Origin of the sequence: Streptomyces sp. NPDC018019 (assembly GCF_044327805.1) — a bacterium.
In the GTDB taxonomy this organism is placed as follows: Bacteria; Actinomycetota; Actinomycetes; order Streptomycetales; family Streptomycetaceae; genus Streptomyces.
Genome location: NZ_JBIRGD010000007.1, coordinates 1 through 21,370 on the forward strand (window position 1 = coordinate 1; position 21,370 = coordinate 21,370).

At 71.5% G+C, this 21,370-nt stretch carries 20 protein-coding genes, 1 tRNA gene, 1 pseudogene and 1 riboswitch; of the genes and pseudogenes, 8 read left to right on the plus strand and 14 right to left on the minus strand.

The window, feature by feature from the left end; all coding sequences use genetic code 11:
• From ACH4FX_RS13805 to ACH4FX_RS13830, 6 genes are all read right to left on the minus strand, one after another.
• Positions 1–311: transposase (locus ACH4FX_RS13805; RefSeq protein ID WP_398478429.1), on the minus strand; the 311-nt coding region annotated here is incomplete at its 3' end.
• Between the two features lie 217 nt (positions 312–528).
• Positions 529–738 (minus strand): zinc ribbon domain-containing protein, encoded by a 210-nt coding sequence (locus ACH4FX_RS13810; protein ID WP_398478431.1) that lies wholly within the window; start codon positions 736–738, stop codon positions 529–531.
• Positions 739–800: 62 nt separating this feature from the next.
• Positions 801–1,808, minus strand: a complete 1,008-nt coding sequence (locus tag ACH4FX_RS13815) for a sugar kinase (protein WP_398478433.1) — start codon at positions 1,806–1,808, stop codon at positions 801–803.
• Complete coding sequence (gene dgoD / locus ACH4FX_RS13820) at positions 1,802–3,064, minus strand: galactonate dehydratase (RefSeq protein WP_398478435.1); 1,263 nt, start codon at positions 3,062–3,064, stop codon at positions 1,802–1,804. The genes ACH4FX_RS13815 and dgoD overlap by 7 nt, the downstream gene beginning before the upstream one ends.
• A 168-nt stretch (positions 3,065–3,232) precedes the next feature.
• On the minus strand, positions 3,233–3,880 hold the full coding sequence (locus tag ACH4FX_RS13825; protein WP_398478437.1) for a DUF4383 domain-containing protein: 648 nt from the start codon (positions 3,878–3,880) through the stop codon (positions 3,233–3,235).
• A gap of 351 nt (positions 3,881–4,231) precedes the next feature.
• Positions 4,232–5,626 carry a hypothetical protein gene (locus tag ACH4FX_RS13830; RefSeq protein WP_398478438.1) on the minus strand — a complete coding sequence of 465 codons (1,395 nt, stop codon included), beginning with the start codon at positions 5,624–5,626 and terminating at the stop codon, positions 4,232–4,234.
• Between the two features lie 356 nt (positions 5,627–5,982).
• On the opposite strand from ACH4FX_RS13830, the gene ACH4FX_RS13835 reads away from it, so the two are divergent.
• A tRNA-Val gene (locus ACH4FX_RS13835) sits at positions 5,983–6,054 on the plus strand.
• A 1,131-nt stretch (positions 6,055–7,185) separates the two neighbouring features.
• Positions 7,186–7,350 carry a hypothetical protein gene (locus tag ACH4FX_RS13840; protein ID WP_398478440.1) on the plus strand — a complete coding sequence of 55 codons (165 nt, stop codon included), beginning with the start codon at positions 7,186–7,188 and terminating at the stop codon, positions 7,348–7,350.
• Positions 7,351–7,430: 80 nt separating this feature from the next.
• On the opposite strand, the gene ACH4FX_RS13845 is transcribed toward ACH4FX_RS13840, so the two are convergent.
• The 4 genes from ACH4FX_RS13845 to ACH4FX_RS13860 form a co-directional block, all read right to left on the minus strand.
• Positions 7,431–8,273, minus strand: coding sequence for a helix-turn-helix domain-containing protein (locus ACH4FX_RS13845; RefSeq protein ID WP_398478442.1), 843 nt, complete (start codon positions 8,271–8,273; stop codon positions 7,431–7,433).
• A complete protein-coding gene (locus ACH4FX_RS13850; RefSeq protein WP_398478444.1) occupies positions 8,270–9,007 on the minus strand; it encodes a DUF6879 family protein in 738 nt (245 codons plus the stop codon). The genes ACH4FX_RS13845 and ACH4FX_RS13850 overlap by 4 nt, the downstream gene beginning before the upstream one ends.
• 396 nt (positions 9,008–9,403) lie before the next feature.
• On the minus strand, positions 9,404–9,535 hold the full coding sequence (locus tag ACH4FX_RS13855; RefSeq protein ID WP_398478446.1) for a lasso RiPP family leader peptide-containing protein: 132 nt from the start codon (positions 9,533–9,535) through the stop codon (positions 9,404–9,406).
• A 191-nt stretch (positions 9,536–9,726) separates the two neighbouring features.
• A complete protein-coding gene (locus ACH4FX_RS13860; RefSeq protein WP_398478448.1) occupies positions 9,727–9,975 on the minus strand; it encodes a hypothetical protein in 249 nt (82 codons plus the stop codon).
• A 231-nt stretch (positions 9,976–10,206) separates the two neighbouring features.
• On the opposite strand from ACH4FX_RS13860, the gene ACH4FX_RS13865 reads away from it, so the two are divergent.
• The 3 genes from ACH4FX_RS13865 to ACH4FX_RS13875 all read left to right on the plus strand — a co-directional run bounded on the left by ACH4FX_RS13865 (position 10,207) and on the right by ACH4FX_RS13875 (position 11,761).
• A complete protein-coding gene (locus ACH4FX_RS13865) occupies positions 10,207–10,431 on the plus strand; it encodes a hypothetical protein (protein ID WP_398478450.1) in 225 nt (74 codons plus the stop codon).
• A 208-nt stretch (positions 10,432–10,639) separates the two neighbouring features.
• Entirely contained in the window at positions 10,640–11,191 is a 552-nt protein-coding gene (locus ACH4FX_RS13870) for a DoxX family protein (protein WP_398478451.1), read from the plus strand.
• A 69-nt stretch (positions 11,192–11,260) separates the two neighbouring features.
• The gene (locus ACH4FX_RS13875) at positions 11,261–11,761 is read left to right on the plus strand and encodes a VOC family protein (protein ID WP_398478453.1); all 501 of its coding nucleotides are present in this window, start codon (positions 11,261–11,263) and stop codon (positions 11,759–11,761) included.
• 235 nt (positions 11,762–11,996) lie between these two features.
• Here ACH4FX_RS13875 and ACH4FX_RS13880 read toward each other — a convergent pair whose 3' ends face one another.
• Entirely contained in the window at positions 11,997–13,220 is a 1,224-nt protein-coding gene (locus ACH4FX_RS13880; protein WP_398478985.1) for a HoxN/HupN/NixA family nickel/cobalt transporter, read from the minus strand.
• Positions 13,218–13,432, minus strand: a riboswitch (cobalamin riboswitch). Its footprint overlaps the gene before it by 3 nt.
• 231 nt (positions 13,433–13,663) lie before the next feature.
• Between ACH4FX_RS13880 and ACH4FX_RS13885 the strand changes: the two genes are divergently transcribed.
• From ACH4FX_RS13885 to ACH4FX_RS13895, 3 genes are read left to right on the plus strand one after another with little or no spacing between them, the layout of a single operon-like run.
• Complete coding sequence (locus tag ACH4FX_RS13885) at positions 13,664–14,737, plus strand: ABC transporter substrate-binding protein (RefSeq protein ID WP_398478987.1); 1,074 nt, start codon at positions 13,664–13,666, stop codon at positions 14,735–14,737.
• Positions 14,737–15,867 carry a FecCD family ABC transporter permease gene (locus ACH4FX_RS13890; RefSeq protein ID WP_398478455.1) on the plus strand — a complete coding sequence of 377 codons (1,131 nt, stop codon included), beginning with the start codon at positions 14,737–14,739 and terminating at the stop codon, positions 15,865–15,867. Before ACH4FX_RS13885 ends, ACH4FX_RS13890 begins: the two co-directional genes overlap by 1 nt.
• A 41-nt stretch (positions 15,868–15,908) precedes the next feature.
• Positions 15,909–16,724: an ABC transporter ATP-binding protein gene (locus ACH4FX_RS13895; RefSeq protein WP_398478989.1), complete on the plus strand. Its 816-nt coding sequence runs from the start codon at positions 15,909–15,911 to the stop codon at positions 16,722–16,724.
• A 79-nt stretch (positions 16,725–16,803) separates the two neighbouring features.
• On the opposite strand, the gene ACH4FX_RS13900 is transcribed toward ACH4FX_RS13895, so the two are convergent.
• From ACH4FX_RS13900 to asnB, 3 genes and pseudogenes are all read right to left on the minus strand, one after another.
• A complete protein-coding gene (locus tag ACH4FX_RS13900; protein WP_398478457.1) occupies positions 16,804–17,769 on the minus strand; it encodes an L-tyrosine/L-tryptophan isonitrile synthase family protein in 966 nt (321 codons plus the stop codon).
• Positions 17,766–19,076, minus strand: coding sequence for a cytochrome P450 (locus tag ACH4FX_RS13905; protein ID WP_398478991.1), 1,311 nt, complete (start codon positions 19,074–19,076; stop codon positions 17,766–17,768). Before ACH4FX_RS13905 ends, ACH4FX_RS13900 begins: the two co-directional genes overlap by 4 nt.
• A gap of 189 nt (positions 19,077–19,265) precedes the next feature.
• Positions 19,266–21,143, minus strand: a pseudogene (gene asnB / locus ACH4FX_RS13910) (asparagine synthase (glutamine-hydrolyzing)); the annotation flags it as partial.
• Between the last annotated feature and the right edge of the window lie 227 nt (positions 21,144–21,370).

Below are 21,370 nucleotides of genomic sequence, written 5' to 3' on the forward strand. Positions count from 1 at the left end.
TTGGGAAAGGAGACATCGTCGACCACCCACACCTCCGGCCGGACCACCTCGCACAACCGCCGGGCGATCCGCCGCCGCACCGGCTCCCACTCCCACGGCGACTGGTTCACGAACTGCTGCAGGGCCTGCATGTTCCCGTCCGGCAGCCGCGCGGCCATCGGCTGGATCGACTTGCGCCGCCCGTCCAGCATCAGCCCCCGCAGATAACACTCACCCCACCGCCGCTGATCCCGCCGCGGCAGCGAACCGAACACCTCGGCAACGAACTCCGCCAACTCGCCCCGGAGCCGTTCCACCTCCCCGAGCCTCATACCTGCCAGCATGCTCCTGGTCAGCCACGATCGGCAGAGCTAACGAAGCACTACTAGGCCGTGTCTTTCGGATCATCCTGGGCCCGCGGCGCCTGGCACGGCACCTCGCGGCGTTGTCGCATCACCCACGGACACCCGGTCCGAGGGCCATGCTCCGCCTTGCGATGCACCGCACCAGACGCCGCGGGCTGCTCCAGGCTGATCCGAAAGACACGACCTAGCCGCAGCAGCCGCCTCCGCAGCAGCCGCCCCCGCCGCCGCTGGGGGCCGGGGCTGCTGCGGTGCCGCCGACGGCGACCGTGGACAGCAGCTTGACCGTGTCCTCGTGCCCGTCCGGGCAGGTGGCCGGGGCGGAGGACTCGGCCATCGGACGGTTCAGCTCGAAGGTGGAGCCACAGGAACGGCAGCGGTATTCGTAACGAGGCATGGCCACAGATTAGCCCGCGAACGGGAGAAAGGGGGTGGCACATGGTGGGCGGACGGTGCGGGTCAGCGTACGACCGTGCCGGGAGGTGCGCCGAGCAGATGCAGTTCGGCCCGGGTGGGGGCGCCTTCCCAGTCGCCGGAGGAGGCGACCGCGAAAGAGCCGGTGATCACGGCCCGTTCGAGGCGCCCGGCGACGCCTTCGTCGTCCAGCAGCGCGGAGAGGTAGCCCGCCACGAAAGCGTCACCGGCGCCCACCGCGTCCACGGCCCGTACGGGTACGGCGGGCTGGTGCAGCGAGCCGTCACCGAAGAGGGGCTTCGGGTGCGTGTAGGAGGTGGCGCCGTCCGGGCCGAGTTTGACGACGACCTCGTCGACCCCGGCGGCCAGCAGCTGTCGGGCCTGGGCGGCGATGTCAGACGGGGAACCCGGTGGGAGACACAGGAGGAGTTCGTCGGCCGAGGCGATCAGGACGTCAACGTACGGGATCCAGTCCCGCAGGACCGCCGATGCCTGGCCGGCCGTCCACAGCCGGGAGCGGTGGTTCACATCGAGGCACACCAGCGTTCCGTGGTCCCGGGCCAGGCGCAGGGCGTGCGCAGATGCGGCGCGGGCCGTGGGGCTCAGCGCCGGCGTGATGCCGGTCAGGTGCAGCACCTGGGGTGCGACGGTGGCGAAGGCCCGGTCGAGTATGTCCGGCGTCAGTCGCGAGCCTGCCGAGTCCGTGCGGTAGTAGTGCACGCGTGTCACGTCCGGCAGTCGCGGCTCGAAGAGGATCAGACCGGTCGGGGCGTCCGGATCGACCGAAGCCGCGGAGACGTCCACGCCTTCGGCTCGCAGGGTACGCAGCACGAGCCGACCGGCCTCGTCGTCACCGACCGCGCCCGCCCAGCGGACGGCGTGGCCGAGCCGGGCCAGGCCGATCGCGACGTTGCTCTCGGCGCCCGCGATGGAGACGTTCATCGTGCCGCCCAGTTTGAGCGGGCCGCTGCCGCGCAGCGCGATCATGGTCTCGCCGAAGGTGAGCACGCTGCCACCCGCGACGGTGCCCGGCCCTGCGGTGGGGCTCACCATTCGGCGAACGAGCCGTCCGCGTGGCGCCAGACGGGGTTGCGCCAGGTGTGGCCCTTCTTGTCGGCGGCGCGTACGGCCGGCTCGTCGATCGTGACGCCCAGCCCCGGGCGGTCGGTGCGCGTGAGGGAGCCGCCCTGGAAGCGGAAGGGTTCGCGGTCGGCGACGTAGTCGAGCACTTCGGCGTCCTGGTTGTAGTGGATGCCGATGGACTGTTCCTGGATGAGGAAATTGGGGGTGGTGAAAGCGATTTGGAGACTGGCGGCGAGCGCGATCGGGCCGAGGGGGCAGTGCGGGGCGAGCTGGGCTCCGTAGGTCTCCGCGAGTGAGGCGATCCGGCGTAGTTCGGAGATGCCGCCCGCGTGGGAGATGTCCGGCTGGAGGATGGCGACGCCGGCCTGGAGAGGGGCCAGGAACTCCTGGCGGGTGAAGAGCCGTTCGCCGAGGGCAAGGGGGATGTTGGAGGCGTTGACCAGGTCGGGAAGGGTGTGCGGGTATTCGCCGAGGACCGGTTCCTCGACGAACATCGGGGCGTACTCGGCGAGCAGGGGCAGCAGGCGCCGGGCGTTGGCGGGGGAGACGCGGCCGTGGAAGTCGAGACCGAAGTCCCGCTCGTCGCCCAGGACGTCGCGGGCGGTCTCGGCGCGGCGCAGGCAGTCGCGTACTTCGGCGCGGGTGGCGACCGGGGGCATCGGCCCGCAGCCGTTCATCTTGACGGCGGTGAAGCCCGCCTCGATCTGGGCGGTCAGCGCGTCCCGTATCTCGCCCGGTTCGTCACCGCCGATCCAGGAGTACGCGCGGACGCGATCCCGTACGGGGCCGCCGAGGAGTTGGTGGACGGGTACGCCGTACTGCTTGCCCTTGATGTCCCACAGGGCCTGGTCCAGCCCGGCGACGGCGGAGGAGAGTACCGGTCCGCCGCGGTAGAAGCCGCCTTTGGTCATCACCTGCCAGTGGTCCTCGATACGGGACGGGTCCTGGCCGAGGAGGTATTCGGACAGGACCTGGACGGCGGCACGTACCGGCTCGGCCCGGCCCTCGACCACCGGCTCGCCCCAGCCGACGAGGCCGGCGTCGGTTTCCACGCGGACGAACATCCAGCGGGGCGGGGCCAGGAACGTTTCGACTCGGCTGATCTTCACTGGTCGCTGCCCTTTCGCCGGGTGCCGAGTGCCGAACGTGTGTCGAACCTGTGGTGCCGGGGAGGGGAATCGGTTGCCAGATGCGTTGCCGGTTGTCGGGTGTGGAACGCCGGTCATCGGTGATCAGTGATCAGTGATCAGTGATCGGTCATCGGTTGTTGGCTGATGCCTGGCGGCTGCCTGCTGGTGAGGGCTGCCGCTGGGCAGAGGCTGGCATGGGGAGGCGGGGGTTAGCAATCGGCCGGGCGGGGGCGGTTAGGGGCGTCGTGACGGGTGGTTGGCCGGCTACATGGCGTGCCGGCGGCGGTGTTTCGGGGCGCGGTGGCGGGGTCGGTTGCTTTCGGGGACCTCGTGGCGAGGTGCTGCGTGCGCGCCCGTCCGAGGCGGCAGGGGACGTGCCGCTCGCTGTGCGGCTTCCGGGTGCCGGGCGCGCCAGTACGGGTTGTCATGTGCCAGGCCGCCGGAGACGCGTCCGTACATGCCGAAGACCAGGAGCATCAGGCCGACGACGAAGCTGAACAGGACGTTCTGGAGACGGAAGGCCAGGTAGTTGAAGCCGGTCTCCAGGATGGCGAGATTGACGAAGCCGCTGAGCAGGAAGGCGATGCCGAGCACGATGTTGAGCGTCGAGGCGAAGTTCCCGCCGATCACCATGCCGCCGAAGAGCACCAGACCCACGATGATCGACAGCACGCTCAGGGCGCCGTTGGTGTTCAGGCCGGCGACGGTGTCACCGCCCGTGTCGAAGAACCCGATCTTGTCGATCAGGCCGAGAATGCCGAAAGCGACGAGTACCAGTCCCATCAGACCGGCGCCGAAACGATAAACCGTGCTGAGCCGGTGATCGACGGGCAGGTGTTCGTCGAGTCGCGTGTGCCGCACTTTGCCGCGCAGCGTCCGGGAAGGCCCGTGCAGAGCCTGGCCAGCGTCCATGTCCGGCCTCCTTCACGCAGATGAGCCGCCTGGACCGTGCCTGACTCCAGCATCCGCCTGTCCGCGGTGTCATGCCAACGTGCCGGGTCAGCGGGGTCCGGGGCTCGGTGCCTGTCGTGCCGCTGTCCTGGCCTCGGCGCTCCGCTCGTGGCGGCTCGTCGCTGGGACGCCCCTCCGGTTGTGGCGGGGCGGCCGGACTGCGGCCCTGATCGCCCCGCCACCCCGGACAACACATGGCCGCTCCGGCCAGCACGACCGTTGGCCAATTGCTCCGCCGTCCCGCGCGCTCCCCCGGTCCCCTGACGGCTGGTCCCGCCCTACCGAATGCTGCGCGTAGCGGTCGGGGTCCGGTCAGCCGGACGTACCGCCACCCCGTTCGTCGCGGATTTCCTGTACGACTCGGGCCGCGGTCTGTCGTACCGCTTCCGTTTCGGTCAGAAAGTGCCACCAGTCCGGGTGACGGCCCTCCAGGCCGGCGATCGCGCGTTCCAAGCGCGCGACCGCGTCGTCCAGTGGCCGGGCGTGCCGCGGGTCGGGCGTACTGCGGCCGGCCATCGCCAGCCGCTGCGCGTCCCGTACCGCGAAGCGCGTACGCTCGACCTCCTTCTCGTGGTCGAAGGACACCTCGTCCAGCCGCCGCAGCCGGTCACCGGCAGCCGAAACCGCCTCGTCGGTCGTGTTCAGCAGGGCCCGCGCGGTCGCCAGCAGGCTCGTCGCGTCGGCCCACCGCTGCTCGTCCCGCGCCCGCTGGGCCTCGCGCACCTTGATCTCCGCCTGCGCGACGGCGTCCGCGGCCTGGTCCGGCACCTGCTGGAGGTCCTGCCAGCAGGCCGCGCTGTAGCGCCGTCGCAGTTCGCTCAGTACGGGATCGACCTTGGCCGCCCGCGTCGTGATGGCCTGCGCGCGGGTCCGCAGCGACACCAGGCGCTTGTCGAGCTCCGCGGCCTTCTCCGGAAGCCGCTCCGCTTCGGTCCGCACGGCCTCGGCCTGGCGCAGTACGTCGTCGGCGCGCCGGATGGTTTCCTGCACGCCGTGCTGCCCGGCGCCCTGGTTCAGCTTGGTCAGCTCGGGCGACAGGGCGGCCAGCCGGGCCGCCAGATCGTCCGCCTTGTAGCCCTGCGCGCGGATGGCGTCCAGCGCGTTGCTCGCGGCCAGCAGGGCCTGCCGGGCCCGCTCGACCGCCGGTGCGAGCCGCGCGAGCTGCGTTTCCGCGGTCTGCAACAGCGGGCCGAGGCCCTGCGCGAAGCGGTCGAGGTCCGCCTTGACCCGCTCCAGCTCGTCCTTCGCCCGGGTCAGGTCGGTGCGCGCCCGCGATGCGGCGCCGGCGTCGAGATCGTCACGGTCGAGGTCATGGGCGTCGACGGCGCTGATATAGCCCTGGCTGACCTCGTCGATCCGCTGCCCGAAGCGCTCGTACTCCTCCGCGGCCCGCACGGCCGCCGGGGAACGGTCGACCGCGGTGATCGTCTCTATGGAGATCCGCAGGTCACGCTGGGCCGTGTCCAGTTCGTAGAACGCCGCCGCCGCGGCATCCTTCGCGGCCTGGGCATCCGCACGCTGGCTTTCCCCACGCCCGAACCAGCGCCGCGTACCACCGCCCGCGAAGGCGGCCGGGGCCGCGGCGACCAGCAACGGCAGCGGCAGCAGGAGCAGAGCTACGGTGTCCCGGAGCGGGCCACCTCGGGAGCGGCGGCGTACTGCACGGCGTTCTCGCTGCTCGTACGGCTGCGTGTGTGTCGCCGTCACATCCCTCTCCCGATCGCATCGCCCCAGGCCCGGCTGCCATTCTCCCACCCAGTGGGAACGAACACAGCGGCCGGTTGGTTCGCGATCGGGGCCGTGATTCGGCAGCGGAACCGAACGGCGCGCAGTCCGGGTCTGGGGCATTGTGCAGTCCGGGACGAGGAACGCGCGCGGTCCGGGGCGGGCCCGCACGCAGTCCACGTCCGGCACCGTCCGCAGCCCCCGCCCAGAACCATGTGCAGCCCATGTCTGGACCGTCCGCAGTCCGCGTCCAGGACAGCGCGAGCTCCGTCCAGAGTCGCCCGAGACCCGGGTTTGCGGTGCAGGGCCCAAAGCAAGGTAGTCTGTCCGCTCAGCCAGGGCGCATAGCTCAGCGGTAGAGCGCTGCTCTTACAAAGCAGATGTCACAGGTTCAAATCCTGTTGTGCCCACAGAGTGAAAAGTCGCAGGTGAGCGGCTAGGTCAAGGCCCCCAATCGTGATCGATCGGGGGCCTTTTCGATCTTGAAAGTCCGCAAAGAGTCCACAACCCCAAGAGCATCATCCCTCGATAAGGGGTGGGCCGAGCAGGAGAGCCGCGTACAGGGCGATGTAAGAGAGGGGCGGGCGTGCCTCCCCCCCCCCACCGCGCCTGACCCGCACCTCCCACCTCCTGTGGTGCTCTGGCGGGGAGGCCGGACCCACAGGCGAGGCCCCGCCGGAGAAATCGGCGGGGCCTTCGACGTAAACGTAGATCGCCCCGCACCTCAGAGGTACGGGACGGGACGCACTCGACTGCATCGGTGCGTCTAGCGGCGCGATCCAGCGGACACGCATACGCCGGCCGCGCCGCTTCGTGAACCGCAGCGCGAGCGGCTGCGGTCGCCTTATGCGTACCGGGAAAGTGCCGAGGTACAACGGTCTTTTCCGGGGGGCGGGCCGCCCGCGCGTACTCACGACCGGCCCGCCTTCCCACGCCGCCATGGGTGAACGCTTCGGCGTGGGAGCAGGGGGACGGCTGCCCGGCGAGACGGCGCCGGGCAGCCGCCGCGGGCCGACAGTCCCCAGACCGGCCGGATGCGAGCCTCCCGGCTCATGATCTGAAGGAGAGCCGAGAGCTGCGGGCGGGTGTCGGTGAGCGCGTCGTCTCCGCGGTCGACCCAGTGGTCGGCGATCGTCCAGCCCTTCACCGTGGCGTAGTTGCGGCAGCCGTCGAGGCGCATGTCGAGGTAGGCGCTGGACCGCGTGGCGTTGCGGTCGTAGATGAACGCGAGGGGCGGCGGGTTGGTTATCGGAATGCCTCCGCGGAGAGAGCGCTGGTGGGGCCGAACGCGGCGCCGAGCGCGACAGGGTCGGTGAGTTTCCCGGTACTGTCTGGTAGCTCCAGCCAGCCGCGGCCGTACGCGCTGCGCCCCACCTGAGGGCAGAGCAGAGGCCATTTGAGCCGGCCGGACGGTGAGCGCGGGTAGATCGTCGAGGTGGCCCTCGGCACCAAGGGCAGTGAGCCACCACGCCCGCCGGGTCTCGGTACAGACAAGGACAGGGCCCAGTGCCCCGGCGCGGCCGAGCGGGCGCATGGCGTCGATGGACCGCATCAAGTCAGCTTCGACGACGCGCCATGCAGCCGACCGCACCGGAGCCAACGTAGTGGTCGCCCATTGGGCGCGCACGGTCGCAGGTTGGGTGCTGCACTGCACAAGCCAGGCCGTTCCGGCCTCGGCCGTGGTCGGCTTCGTCGGAATGAGCTGACCGTAGAACGGCCGTTTGCGCGTCTGCTTGGCGATTGCGCGCTATTGCGAATTCTCTTGGGCGATTGCTGGAATTGCTGCTCAGGACAGGTCGAGTGATGCCCGCGCACGGGCGATGAGGCGGTGCGCCTGGTGGTCGTATACCGCCGCCTCGTCGAGCCAGTCCCACGCCCGCTCGTACAGAGCGAGGCTGTCCGCGTCGTCGAGCCACATCTCAGCGTTGATCGTTTCGACGATCACCAGCCGGGTGTCGTAGATCCGGAAGCCGTGAGCGGGCGTTCGTCGTAGCTGTGCGGAGAAGGGGATGATTCCCAGCTCGACCGTGTCGAGGCCGATGAGAGAAATGAGTCGGTCGAGCTGAGCGGCCATGACCACCCGCGGGCACACCAGGACATGGAGGGCGCCCTCCCAGACCAGGAATCGAAACCGCCGGCCGGGCTCGTAGAGAGCGTCCTGTCGCTGCATGCGTTTGCGGACTGCGTCCTCCGTGTCCCGCAGGGACTGCCGGAACTCTGCGTTCGCGGTGAACACGTGCCGCGCGTACTCGGCGGTCTGAAAGAGCCCGGGAATTCGGGACACTTCGAAGCCCCGGATGGTGCGTGTGCGGGCCGTCTCGGCGATGGCGAGTTCCTGCCGCGGCCGATGGCCACCGGCGAGTTCCCGGCGCCACGTGCGGTAGTGCGCCTCCACGCCGTTCAGGCGGCCGATCAGCTCCGCCACCAGATCGGGGCGTCCCGCGGCTTTCGCCCGTGCACGGAGATCAGCGGGTGGAGGCATTTGCTTCCCGAGTTCCAGGCGCGAGATCTTCGACGCCTGCCAGCCGAGCCGGGCAGCGAAGTCCTTACCGTCCATGCCACCCTCGTTGCGCAGCTCGCGGAGCCGGGCGCCGAGGGTGGCACGGGCAGTCAGGTAGTCGGTGCTCACATGGTGGAACGTACCCGCTTCTGGAACTCAGCCGTAGGGACGGCGTGGTGCCATGCCGCGTCACGTGTCTGGCAGGCGGCCAGCACTTCGGCCGGGTCCTCGGACACGATGACGCCGAGGGTGGTGTCCTGCTCGTCGAAGACGAACCGGACGAGGGTGCGGGAGTCGAAGAGCCAGAAGTCCCAGTCGGGCAGGCCGAGCTGTTCGGCCTCGCCCCGGGGCAGGTTGCGAATGTCCTCGCCAGCCGCGACGTTCCCGAGTCCACTGTCCAGCAGGAACCGCTGCCCCTCGGTGGGCGGGGTGTCGACCAACCGCACGCGCTCGAAGCGCTTCCCGCGCTTCGTCTGCTCGCGTACGTTCGCACGCCACTCGTTCTCCTCCACGCTGATGTCCTCGCCGCGCTGCCAGCGCTCCCACTTCGGGGTGCCGCGGTCCGATGCGTAGCCGTGCCGGGTCTCCAGCCGCCATGCCGTGTGCTTGAAGGCGTGGAAGAGGGGTGCCACGTCGGCGAAGGGGGCCATGTCGCGCGGAGCGGTCCGTGGGGAGAAACGGATGAGGAGGTCGCGGGGGACGGTCACGAAGGTCTCCGACTCCTTCACATCCCGCAGTTCGGCGAGATGGGCGGGGTCGGTGACGCGGTCGCCTTGGACAAGGATCTCGTCCGTGCCCTCGACTTCGTACAGGGTGGGGCAGTCGCCGTTGTCGCTGGTGGTGCCGATGAAGCGGAGCGTCATGTGTCCTCCCGCGGTTGGGCGCGCCCTTCAGGATGCGCGGAATGCCGCCGACCTGCTTGGCGATGGCGGGAGATTGCGCGATCCCATGACGAGCATCTGGATTGCGCGCATGTGGGCGTGGCTTGTCTTCTTCGGTACCGTCTAGCGCAGCTCGTTGCCTGTGGCCCCCGCGCAGCGGGGATGGCCCCAGCGTCGCCCGCCCGCTGTTGAGCCGCGTGGTGTGGTCCCCGCGCGAGCGGGGCATCGTCAGCGGCCGGTCGCGGTCCAGATCGTCACGGCCGCCCCGACCACCGATGGGCCGCCGGACGTCGCAGCAAAAGGCCCCGCCCCGGCGCGTGGCCGAAGCGGGGGCGCTGGTGTGGCGATCGGGGCGGCCGCTCCACAGGCGAACGGGCATTACCACCAGCGGTGGAACCCCGCCCAGCCGTCCCAGTTGTGGCCGCGGAAGCCGAGCGTGAGTTCGGCGAAGTCGCCGGCCTCGGCCAGTTCGGGGGCCTCGTACTCGATCTCTTCCTGGTTCTCCTGCATGGGTGTTTCCCTTCCCCTGTGGCGTACCAGCACGGTTGTGCGTCGATACCAGCGTGACCGTCAGCGTGGATGATGTCGCTACCTCTTCGGAGTGATCAGGTGGTGCGCAGGCGTAGGCACGGCCGAGGCGCGGGGCGGCGCCTGCGCCTGTCGCCTCCGGCGCGTGCAGGTCAGTGGGCTGTGGTGGCCTGTCACAGGGTGACCAGTACGCTGACGATGGCGACCAGGAGGGCGATGCTGGGCAGGGGCCGGCGGGAGCGTTCCAGGGAGTCGACCCGGATTTCGTGGTCGGCGAGCTGCCGGTCGGTCTGGTCGGAGCGCTTCTCCAGTAGGGCGAGGCTGCCGTCGACGCGGGCGAACCCCACGTCAATGATCGACCTCAACCGTTCCAATTCCGCCGCCACGGAGGCCGGGTCGGACGGCGACGGATGCGTCGTCATCAGCACCTCCTACGGTATGAGTCTCGGCGTGCGGTCGACTGCGGTCTCCGTTACGCCGGGCCCGACCGTGCTGCCGCCGCTGCTCGCTATCGCGGTGAGCAGGGCCTGGACCGCGGCGAGGCCAGTGCCGCTCACTCCGCGGGCGGTCGGCGCCATGCCGGGTTGGCCGGCTGTTGTGGGGCTTGGGGTGGTCGACGTGCGGGGTGGTTGGTCACGGTGCACGCTGAAAACATGGTTGTGCATCCGCCGGTGATCGTTCACCCGCCCTCGCCGTCCGGTGGGCGTCGGGTCACCGTTCATGGGCAGATCGTCGGGCTGGCGCATGGGCGGGGTGATGTGGCCGAGTTTCTGCGGCATGCCGGTCTGGCGCCGGATGCCGATGACATCGATCTGGATGCGCCCGGGCTCATCGAGTGGCGTGGCGGGGACAAGGACAGCTGGGTGGCGCCGGACTGAGTGAGGCGTGGGGCGGGGTGCTACGGGGCAGGCGCTACCGGGTGTGCGTGGGGGTGGCCGAAGAGTGACGGGTGGGGGTGCGGCGCGGTTGTTCAGGTTTCAAGTGATGTGTATCGTCGAAGTGTGACTTGAAGTTTCAAGTACTTTCGATGGTCGCGGCCCGGACTCCGTAGGGGCCCCGCCGGCCCAGACAGAAAAGAGCGTTCACATGTCCTCCCCTCTCAGCCCTCTCCGTGACTACGGCAGCGGCGCCGGTGACCGTCACGCCGCGACTCCGCACGCGTACGACGTCGGTCTGCTGCTGTTGCGGATCGCGGTCGGTCTGATCATGGCCGCGCACGGTGCGCAGAAGCTGTTCGGCTGGTTCGGCGGGGGCGGACTGGATGCGACCGGGCAGTTCTTCGCGGCCAGCGGTTACCCGTCCGGCAAGGCGATGGCCGTGGTCGCCGGCCTCAGCGAGACGCTGGGCGGTCTCGGGCTGGTGCTCGGTCTGCTGACGCCGCTGGCGGGCGCGGCGGTCGTCGGGACGATGGTGAACGCGCTGGCGGTCAAGTGGGGCGGCGGGTTCTTCGCACCCGACGGTGTCGAGTACGAGCTGCTGCTCACGGCGGGCGCCGCGGCTCTCGCGCTGACCGGTCCCGGCCGGTACGCGGTCGACCGGCTGCTCCCGGTTCTGCGCGCGCACCGGCTGGTGTACGGCGTGGCCGCCTTGGTGCTTGCCGTGGTCGTGGCGGTCGTGTTCCTGCTGCTGCGTAACTGAGCGGAGTGGAGCGGGGCCGGATATGCCGGGAAGCGATGATGTGGAGAAGTGGGAAGGCGAGGGGTTGACGTGGCGGTGCGGCGGCTGAATCACGCGGTGCTCTATGTACGGGACGTGGAGCGCGCGGTGGCCTTCTATACCGGGGCGCTCGGGTTCCGGGTGGACACCGGGATTCCGGGACGGGCCGCGTTCCTCAGGGCCGAGGGGACGGCCAACGACCACGACCTCGGGCTGTTCGCGGTCGGCGCCGAGGCGCCCGGCCCCGAGCACGGCCGGGTGGGTCTCTACCACCTGGCCTGGGAGGTCGGCACGCTCGGGGAGCTGGCGGACGTGGCGGCGGGGCTGGCGGAGCGGGGCGCGCTGGTCGGCGCCACCGACCACCTGGTGTCCAAGTCGGTGTACGCCAAGGATCCGGACGGCAACGAGTTCGAGGTCATGTGGCGTGTGCCGCGCGAGAACTGGCCGGGGCCGGACGAACCGGACCGGCTGCGTCCGCTCGACCTCGAAGCGGAGTTGGCCCGTTGGGGCCGGGATTTGAAGACGGGCGCGGCGGCCGGATCGGCGACCTGATTGAGGGGAGTTCGGGGGGAGGGGGGAGGTAGGGGCTGGGTGGCCGGGTGGTCGACAGCCCGGGTGCCCGGCGGTCCAGGAGGCCGGGAGTCTGAGGGCCCGGGGCTCGTGAGGGCAGGGGCTCGGGAGGTCGGTGGTCGGCCTCCCGGTCAGGCGCCGACTGTCCGGCCTCCCCCCGTCATGCCGTTTCCCGGCCTCCAGCCCCTGTCAGGCCGTTCCCCGGCCCCCGCTTCCGTCAGCCCGTCTCCCCGGCCTCCGCCCCCGTCGTCCGTGCCGACCAGCGTTTCTCCACGCCGGCCAGTCGCCAGTACGCCAGGGCCGCCGCCCAGACGACCACGAACAGGCCGACGATGATGAAGCCGACGTTGTCCAGGTCGATGGACGAGATCCAGTCGGTGACGCCGTCCTTCAGGTCCAGTTTGTCGTGGAGGACGGTGACCAGTTCGATGGTCCCGATGAAGAACGCCACGGCGATCGACAGGCCGGTGATCGTGAGGTTGTAGTAGACCTTGCGCACCGGGTTGGAGAAGGCCCACTGGTACGCGAAGTTCATGAACGTACCGTCCAGCGTGTCGAACAGGCTCATGCCCGCCGCGAACAGCAGCGGCAGCACCAGGATCGCGTACCAGGGCAGACCGGCCGCCGCGCCGCTGCCCGCCATCACCATCAGCGTCACCTCGGTCGCGGTGTCGAAGCCGAGGCCGAAGAGCAGGCCGAGCGGATACATCTGGCCGGGCCGGGTGATGGAGCGGGTGAAGCGGCCCAGTACACGGTTCATGAAGCCGCGCGAGTCGAGCTGCCGTTCCAGCTCCGTCTCGTCGTACCGTCCCTGCCGCATCGCGCGGAACACCCGCCAGATACCGGCCAGCGCGACGAGGTTGAGCGCGGCGATCAGGTACAGGAAGCCGCCGGAGACCGTGGTGCCGACGGTGCCGAGCACCTGGTGGGTGCGCGAACCGTCGTCCAGCAGGGTGCCCGCGAGCTGCGCGCCGCCGGCGACCAGGGCGGCCATGGCGACGACCACGCTGGAGTGCCCGAGCGCGAACCAGAAGCCGACGGAGACCGGCCGCTTGCCGTCGGCCATCAGTTTGCGGGTGGTGTTGTCGATCGCGGCGATGTGGTCGGCGTCGAAGGCGTGCCGCATGCCGAGGGTGTAGGCGGTGAGGCCGAGGCCGACACCGAAGACCTGCGAGCCCACCGCGTAGTGGTGCGGTACGACCAGGAGGAAGAGCACGCCGAAGGCGACGACGTGCAGCCCGGCGATGACCGCCATCAGTCCCGCGGTCCGCACCGTGTCCTGCCGCCGCCAGTGGAACGAAGGCAGCGGTGCGGCGGTGACGGATGGGGTGGATGGGACGGGCGGGGTGGAAACGGGCGTAGTAGGGGTGGGGGCAGGGGAAGACGGGGGATCGGCGGACAGGGGCATCCGGTGGTCACGCTCCAGCACCTCGTGGATCAGTTCGTGAGATGCCGTGGCCGGTCTCCTGGCTGACGGGTGTGCGCGCCCGCCCCGGCCTTCCCGGCCGCGGGCTGCGGCCAGTGGCTCCGTACGGGCGGACGGCGCGTACGGAAAGGGGCGGGAACTTCCCGATCACAGTGGCGAGGGCCGCTCCGGCCTGGACCCGAAGGTCGTCACCGGTCTTCCCGAACACCACGGCCCGGACACTCTAACCCCCGCCGGCGAACCGGCCACCGGCCCGATGCGCCGCCGCACCGTATGCCGATACGGCGGGAACCCAGGGCGCCGGCCGCTCGACTACCTGGTCCGGGGGCCGCACGAGCGGGCCGCCGGGCAGTTCGAGAGGCAGGGAGAGCGGACGTATGCGTCCTCGCGTGAAGCGGCTGGAACGGGCGAAGCGGGTCGAGCGGGTGGAACGGGTGCCGAGGGGCCGGTCGGTGGGGGTGACTTCGGCGGTGACGGTGCTGGCGGTGGCCGCGCTGGCCACCGGGTGCGGCGGTGCCGACGGAGGGGCGGCCGGGAAAGCGGGCGACCGGGACGGTGCGGCGGGCGGATTCCCGGTCACCGTCACCGATTGCGACGGGCGGCGGACGACGTTCTCCGCGGCGCCGCGGAAAATCGTCACGAGCAATGCGTCGAGCCTGGAAATGCTGCTCCGGCTGGGCGTCGGCGACCGGGTCGTCGGTACCGGCTTCCCGCCCGGTAAAGGGACGTTGCCGCCCGGGCTCGACGCGCAGGCGCAGCGGGTGCCGGTCCTCGGCAAAACGGTGATCCCGAAGGAGAAACTGCTCGGTTCCGGGGCCGATCTCTACATCGACACCTTCGCGTCCATGGGCAACATGGGCGGGGCGGCGACCGGGCCGACCGATGCGGAATTCGCCGCGGCGGGCATCGAGCACGTCTATCTGGCTTCGACGGCGTGCGCGCCGCGCAAGAAGGTGCCGCAGCGGGACCTGTCCGCGGTGGAGGGTGACATCCGGCGCCTCGGGCAGGTCACGGGCACGACGCCGCGTGCGGTGCAACTGGTCGCGGAGATGGAGAAGAAGGTCTCCGTGGTGCGCAAGGCCGTTGCGGACGTGCCTACGGAGAAGCGGCCGTCGTATTTCTTCTTCGATTTCGACGCGGGGACGAAACAGCCCGTCGCCGTCTGCAACCGGCAGGTCGCGAACGCGGTGCTGACCGAGGCCGGGGCGCGGAACGTCTTCGCGGACTGTGCGGGGGATTTCCGGCCGGTGTCGTGGGAGGACGTGGTCGGCAGGAATCCGGACTGGATTCAGCTCGGCGTACGGAACCGGGGGAGTGCCGCGGCCAACGAGAAGGCATTCGACGACGCCGAACATTTCCTCCGGACGTTCCCGGCCACGGCCGGGCTGCGCGCGGTCAAGGAAGGGAAATTCCTGCGCATCGGCTCCGAGCAGACGACCATCGCCGGGGTCGGCAACGCCGATACGGTACGGCGGATCGCCGCGACGCTGTATCCGGACCGCCTGGGCGAGGCCGCCGGGGCGGGCAACTGATGGCGCCCCCGGTTTCGGCTGAGCGAGGGCGCGGCGCAGCTCGAACGGACCCGGGCCCGGCTGCGTTCCGTACGCCTCCCGGCCCCGCCCGTACGGCCACGCTCGCCGTCGGGCTGCTCCTCGCCCTCCTCGTGGCACTGACCGCCGCCGTCTCGCTCGGCGCCACCGACATCGCCCCAGGAGAGGTGTGGTCGGTGGTGCTGCGGCGGCTGGGCGGGCAGCCGCCCCGGCCCGGTACGGACGACCTGATCGTCTGGCAGCTGCGGGTTCCCAGGGCGCTGCTCGCCGCGCTGGTCGGCGCGGGGCTGGGGCTCGTCGGTACGGCCACCCAGGCGCTGGTCCGCAACCCGCTCGCCGACCCGTACCTGCTGGGCATCTCCAACGGCGCGTCGCTCGGGGCGGTGGCCGCGATCGTGCTGGGCGCGGGCGCCGTGGCCGGGACGGGCGGTGTGTTCGGCCTGGGCGGGGGCGTGGGCCTGTCGCTGGCCGCCTTCGCCGGGGCGCTCGCCGCGTTCGCGCTGGTGTGGACGCTGGCCCGGCGGGGCGGCGGCTTCGCGCCACTGAGGCTGGTGCTCGCGGGTGTCGGTATCGGACAGTTCCTGGCCGGGTTCACCAGCTATCTGGTCCTCCAGGCCGGGGACGAACAGCAGACCCGCGGCGTGCTGTTCTGGCTGATGGGCAGCCTCGGCGGCGCCACGTGGGGCACGCTCGCGCTGCCGGCCCTCGCCGTACCGGCCGGGCTGCTGGCCCTCCAGGCGCGGGCCCGCGCGCTCAACGCGCTGACCATGGGGGACGAGACGGCGGCCGGTGTGGGCGTGGACGTCGTCCGGCTGCGCCGGCTGCTGTTCGTGGTGACCAGCCTGCTGACCGGCGTCCTGGTCGCGGTGTCCGGGGCCGTCGCGTTCGTGGGGCTGATGGTGCCGCACCTGTGCCGGCTGATCGTCGGGGGCGACCACCGCCGGCTGCTGCCGGTGGCCGCGCTGACCGGGGCGCTCCTGCTGGTCGTGGTGGACATCGTGTGCCGTACCGCCATGGACGGCCAGGAGCTGCCGGTGGGTGTGGTGACGGCGTTGATCGGTGCGCCGGTGCTGCTCTACGTGCTCGACCGGCGGTTGGGAGCGGGATCATGAGGCGGAAGGTCATGTCGGGGCTCCCGGGAGCGGCCATGGAAATGCGCTGCGACGTCCCTCCTGGCCCCGGTCTCCGTATCGACATCGAGGACCTGCGGGTGTCTTACGCCGGCCGGTGCGTGGTGGCCGGTGTGCGTCTGATGGCCGCGCCGGGCGAGATCGCGGGCGTGGTCGGCCCGAACGGCAGCGGCAAGTCCACGGTGCTGCGCACGGTCTACCGGCTCCTGCGGCCGGAGGCGGGCCGGGTGCTGCTGGCCGGGGAGGACATCCGGGCCATGCCGCCGGCGCGCGCCGCCCGGCACGTCGCCGCCCTGCCCCAGGAACGCGGCGGCGACTTCGAACTCACCGTCCGCGAGGTGGTGGCGATGGGCCGCACCCCGTACAAGCGGGCGTTCGCGGGCGACGGCCCCGACGATCACGAGGCGGTGGCCCGTGCCTTGGCCGAGGTGGGGCTGGCGGGGCACGGCGGGCGGCGGTTCTCGGCACTGTCCGGCGGGGAACGCCAGCGCGCGCTGCTGGCCCGCGCCTTCGCGCAGGACCCGGACGTCCTCGTACTGGACGAGCCGACGAACCACCTCGACGTACGCCACCAGGTCGAGCTGCTGTCCTTGTTGCGCGGCCGGGCCTGTACGACGCTCGTCTCGCTGCACGACCTGAACGCGGCGGCCGCGGTCTGCGACCGGCTGCACGTGCTGTCCGAGGGGGCGGTGGTGGCGTCCGGCGCGCCGCGCGATGTACTGACGCCGGGTCTGCTGGCCGAGGTGTTCGGGGTGCGGGCGGTGGTGGTCGAGCACCCGCTGACGGGGGACCCGCTGATCGCCATGGACCAGCGGCGGACTGCCGGGCCCATCACCTGAGCCGGTCCTTACCCCCGGCCCCCCACTGAGAGTCGGCCCTACCCCGCTCTCGTCCCCGGGTCGGACCCGCCCCGCCCCCTCACCCCCGAACCGACACCGCCCGCCCGGCCCCCTCCACGTAATGGCTCGGGCGGCCGTCCCGGAGGACGAGGCGCCCGCGCCGCGCCGCGTCCGCCGCGCGCAGCAGCCGTACGCCGCCGTCCGCCTGCCGCAGTACGCACGCGTGCCACGGCGTCGTCCAGGCGTCGGGCGCGTCGAGCAGCCGGATGCCGAACTTGGCCGCGCCGCGCGGCTGCGGGTGGATGGACAGCCGTACCGCGTCGGGGTGCTGCTCGGCGATCAGCGCGCCCCAGGCACGGCTGCGCCGGATGACGCCGTAGGCGCGGGCGCGGCAGGCGCGTTGCAGGGCGGAGCGGGTGCCTTCGAAGCCGGTGGTGTCTTCGAACAGGAACCGGGTGATGCCCCGGTAGAGGCGCAGCGTCTCACCGTCCCCGCTGCCGCTCCCGCTCCCGTCCACCGCGCCCCGCGTCTCCGCGCGCAGGGCGTCCAGGGACGGGGCGTACCGGTGGAGCACCCGCTCGCGTTTGGTCTCGCAGGGCAGGTCCCCGTAGACGTCGCGGAGGTCGAAGGTGCTCAGATGGGACAGCCCGGCCGTACGGATCATGGTGCGCAGCGCGTCGTTGTAGGCGTCGACGTGCGGGTCCGGGACGCCGATCAGATCGCTGAAGATGTGTCCGTCGGAGCAGATGACGAGCCGCGCGCCCGGCGCGTACCGCTCGCCTATCCGGGCGCAGAGCCCGTCGAGGAAGCGCAGGGCGAGGCGTTCGCCTTCGTCGGGGAGGCGGCTGATGACCTTGGCCGGGTTGGGGGACTTGCAGGGGAAGCCCGGGAGGGTGAGGAGAACCGGTCGGCGCGCGGCCACCAGGCGCTCCAACTGGCGCAGTTGGTGCGGGAAATGTTCGGGAGTGGCCGTATCCGCCGCCGTCTCCAGGGTGCGGCGGTGCGGGAGGAGGGTGGCGAGGATGTCGGACGCCGTGCTGTTCATCCGGCCGCTCCGGTGCCGCCGAAGGGGCAGCCGTACGTCACCGGAAGTGCGCCGACGCCCCGCGCGAGCACCGCCGGTATCCAGGTCAACTCCTCGTCCGGCACGGCCAGGCGCAGGCCCGGCAGGCGGCGGAGCAGCGTTTCCAGGGCGATGTGCAGTTCGGTGCGGGCCAGCGTGGCACCGGGGCAGAAGTGGATGCCGTGGCCGAAGGCGAGGTGGGGGTTGGGGGAGCGGCCGAAGTCGAGTGTGTCGGGGTCCGGGAAGCGGTCCGGGTCGCGGTTGGCCGCGCACAGCGAGACGATCACGGAGTCGCCGGCCGGGACGCGTGTCCCCGACACCTCCGCGTCCGCCGCGAGGAACCGCCAGGTCGTCAGCTCGAAGGCGCTGTCGTAACGGAGCAGTTCCTCGACCGCGCGCGGCAGGAGCGCGGGGTCGTCGCGGAGTGCCGCGAGGTGGGCGGGGTGCCGGAACAGGGCGGTCAGCGCCGTGGTGATCTGGTTGGTGACGGGTTCCTGTCCGGCGACGAGGAGTTGGAAGATCATGGAGTCCAGCTCGGCGCCGTCCAGCGCCCCTGCGTCTCGGGCGGCGACGAGGCGGGAGAGCAGGTCGGTGCCGCTTCCGGTGCCGCTGTCTGCGCTGCTTTCGGTGCCGCTGTCTCTACCCCTTTCCTCCCGCTTGTGACGTACCAGTTCGGCGATGTACCCCTGGAGGCCGCGCAGCCGCGCCTCGTACGCCGGGCGGCCGGGGTCGTCCGGGCCGACGGGCTGGACGACCTTGCCCCAGTCGCGGTCGAAGCGTTCGGTGAACTCCGCCGGCAGGCCGATGACCTCGGCGAGTACGAGGAAGGGGAAGCGCGTGGCGAACGTGGCGACCAGGTCGGTGCTGCCGCCGTGCCCCGGGCGCGCGGGCGGCAGCTCGTCCAGCAGGGCGTCCGCGAGGCGCTCGAAGCGCGGCCGGAGGCGGGCGATCCGCTTGGGCGCGAAGGCATCGGTGATCAGGCGGCGCATGGCGGTGTGCCGGGGCGGGTCCTGGTGCAGCAGGTGCACCTGGAGCTGCGAGTGCTGGGGCTCGGGCATGATCGAGGCGCGGGCCCGCCAGGCGGCGTTGCCACGGGAGTGGTGCTTGCCGAGCCGGGGGTCGTTCAGCGCCCGGTGGGCGGCCTCGTACCCGGTGACGAGCCAGGCGGCGACGCCGCTGGGGAACCGGACCCGGTGGACGGGGCCGCGCTCGCGCAGCTCGGCGTAGAGGGGGTACGGGTCACGCTTGTAGTCCTCTCCAAAGAGGGGGAGTGGTTCGGGCAGACGCATGGGGCGGGGCTCCTCGGAGGGTGGATACGGAGAATCCGTCGGATACGCGAGGTCCAGCGGATACAGGGCCGGTCGGACACACAGGGCCGGTCGGACACGCAGGGCCCGTCGGGCGCGTACGGAACGACGGCGGTCGAGCGCGTGCGGAACTGCGGCGGTAGGCGGGACGTTGCACGGTGTGGGGCAGAAGGCGAGCTCGGGACGGTGGTGGTCCAGCCACAGCGCCAGGTCGACGACGCGTTCCAGGCGCAGGCGGTGGTGCCACCGGAGGTGCTCGGGCGGGGTGTCGAGGACGGCCTTGACGACGCTCTCGTCGACCAGGTCGCGGACGCGGCCCTGGCCGGCCGCGAGCGCGTCGCGCGCCATGTCCTGGAGGCCGCGGTTGTAGGCCGGGTGGTGGGTGGCCGGGTAGTGGTTCTTGGGGCGGTGGAGCACGGAGTGCGGGGCGAGGCGGGCGCCCGCGGCGCGCAGCAGGCTCTTCTCCCGCCCGTCGAAGTCCTGGAGGTCGGCCGGGGCGTTGAAGGCGTACTCGACGAGCCGGTGATCGCAGTACGGCACCCGTACCTCCAGCCCCTGCGCCATGCTGAGCCGGTCCTTGCGGTGCAGCAGCTGGCGCAGCCAGCGGGTCAGCGACAGGTGCTGCACCTCGCGCCGGCGGTGCTGGGCGGGCGTCTCGCCGTCCAGGTGCGGGACGGCGGCCAGCGCCGCACGGTACGTGTCGGCCCGGAACTCGCCCACCCGCAGCGTGGCCGCGAGCGCGGGGTGCAGCGGCACGGCGGCCTCGTCACCGGTCACCAGCAGCCACGGAAAGGTCTGCGCGGCCGGCGCGGCCGGGCTGCGGAACCAGGGGTAGCCGCCGAAGACCTCGTCGGCCGCCTCGCCGGACAGCGCGACCGTCGCGTGCCGGGCCATCTCGCCGAAGAGGAGGTACAGGGAGGTGTCCATGTCGCCCACACCGATGGGCGAGTCGCGGGCCGCCACCACGGCCGCCCGGTGCGCCGGGTCCAGCAGGGCCCGCGGATCGAGGACGACGAGGTGGTGGTCGGTGCCGATGAAGGCGCCGGCCTCGGCCGCGTAGGGGGTGTCGTGGCCGGTGCGCAGGACATCGCCGGTGAAGCGTTCCACCTGGTCGCTGTAGTCCACGGCGTACGAACGGAGGCGGGCCGCGGGCCCTTCCCGTACCCGGAGTTCGTCCGCCAGCAGGGCGGTCAGGACGGTGGAATCGAGGCCCCCGGAGAGCAGCGTGCACACCGGCACGTCCGCCTCCAGCTGGGAGCGGGCGGCCCGGTCCAGATGGGCGCGGACGGTGCCGACCGTCGCGGCCACACCGTCGTCCGGGTGCGGCCGGGCCTCCAGGCGCCAGTAGACGTGCTCGGCGAGTCCGCTCCGGTCGAGGACGGCCGTGCCGCCCGGCGGCACCTCCCGCACCCCCGACCACAGCGTCTCCCCGGTGCCGAAGACCAGCCCGTACGCCTCCCGCATGCCCTGCGCGTCGACGCGCGGGCGGCAGGCGGGGTGCGCGAACAGGGCCTTGGGTTCGGAGCCGAAGACCAGGCCGCCGGGCACCTCGGCGTAGTACAACGGCTTGACGCCCAGCCGGTCGCGGACGAGCAGCAGCCGCTCCGCGCGGGCGTCCCAGACGGCGAAGGCGTACATGCCTTCCAGGTGTGCGGTGAGGTCGTCACCCCACTCCAGGTAGGCGCGCAGCACGACTTCGGTGTCGCTGCGGGTGGCGAAGTGGTGTCCCCGGGAACGGAGTTCGGCGCGCAGCGTGTGGTGGTTGTAGACCTCGCCGCTGTAGGTGAGGACGACATCGGATGAGGGGGCCGCGGGCGCCGGTCCTCTGTGGAGGGGCGGCGCGGGGACGGCGGGCACGGCCATGGGCTGCGCACCGCCCTCCAAGTCCAGAACGGCCAGGCGCCGATGGCCGAGCGCGGCGTGCGGGCCGCACCAGGTGCCCGCGGCGTCGGGGCCGCGGCGGGCGAGCGCGGCGGTCATCCGCTCGATGACGGATGTCCGGGCGCGGGGGTCCTCGCGGTACGAGATCCAGCCGGTGATGCCACACATGGACCGTGCTCCTTGGCGGTCGGTAGGTGTCCGCGTACACGCCCGGTGCCGGTCGTGCGCACGCTTCACTCAGTGGTCGGGCGGAGCGGGCGCCGAGTTCCCGCGGCGGTACGGGAATCGCGGGCGGGACGTGCGGTGCGGGCGGCGGGACGTGCGGTGCGGCGGTCTACGGAACGGCGGTGGATCACCAGGTAGTCGGAGCCGCGAGCGGGCTGGTTCCGGCGCGC

Bases quoted from the DNA above. Each gene is read 5' to 3' on its own strand.
- ACH4FX_RS13810 (WP_398478431.1), bottom strand. From the start codon at position 738: ATGCCTCGTTACGAATACCGCTGCCGTTCCTGTGGCTCCACCTTCGAG.
- ACH4FX_RS13815 (WP_398478433.1), bottom strand. From the start codon at position 1,808: ATGGTGAGCCCCACCGCAGGGCCGGGCACCGTCGCGGGTGGCAGCGTG.
- dgoD (WP_398478435.1), bottom strand. From the start codon at position 3,064: ATGACCGGCGTTCCACACCCGACAACCGGCAACGCATCTGGCAACCGA.
- ACH4FX_RS13825 (WP_398478437.1), bottom strand. From the start codon at position 3,880: ATGGACGCTGGCCAGGCTCTGCACGGGCCTTCCCGGACGCTGCGCGGC.
- ACH4FX_RS13840 (WP_398478440.1), top strand. From the start codon at position 7,186: ATGGACCGCATCAAGTCAGCTTCGACGACGCGCCATGCAGCCGACCGC.
- ACH4FX_RS13850 (WP_398478444.1), bottom strand. From the start codon at position 9,007: ATGACGCTCCGCTTCATCGGCACCACCAGCGACAACGGCGACTGCCCC.
- ACH4FX_RS13855 (WP_398478446.1), bottom strand. From the start codon at position 9,535: ATGCAGGAGAACCAGGAAGAGATCGAGTACGAGGCCCCCGAACTGGCC.
- ACH4FX_RS13860 (WP_398478448.1), bottom strand. From the start codon at position 9,975: ATGACGACGCATCCGTCGCCGTCCGACCCGGCCTCCGTGGCGGCGGAA.
- ACH4FX_RS13865 (WP_398478450.1), top strand. From the start codon at position 10,207: ATGGTTGTGCATCCGCCGGTGATCGTTCACCCGCCCTCGCCGTCCGGT.
- ACH4FX_RS13870 (WP_398478451.1), top strand. From the start codon at position 10,640: ATGTCCTCCCCTCTCAGCCCTCTCCGTGACTACGGCAGCGGCGCCGGT.
- ACH4FX_RS13890 (WP_398478455.1), top strand. From the start codon at position 14,737: ATGGCGCCCCCGGTTTCGGCTGAGCGAGGGCGCGGCGCAGCTCGAACG.
- ACH4FX_RS13895 (WP_398478989.1), top strand. From the start codon at position 15,909: ATGCGCTGCGACGTCCCTCCTGGCCCCGGTCTCCGTATCGACATCGAG.
- ACH4FX_RS13900 (WP_398478457.1), bottom strand. From the start codon at position 17,769: ATGAACAGCACGGCGTCCGACATCCTCGCCACCCTCCTCCCGCACCGC.
- ACH4FX_RS13905 (WP_398478991.1), bottom strand. From the start codon at position 19,076: ATGCGTCTGCCCGAACCACTCCCCCTCTTTGGAGAGGACTACAAGCGT.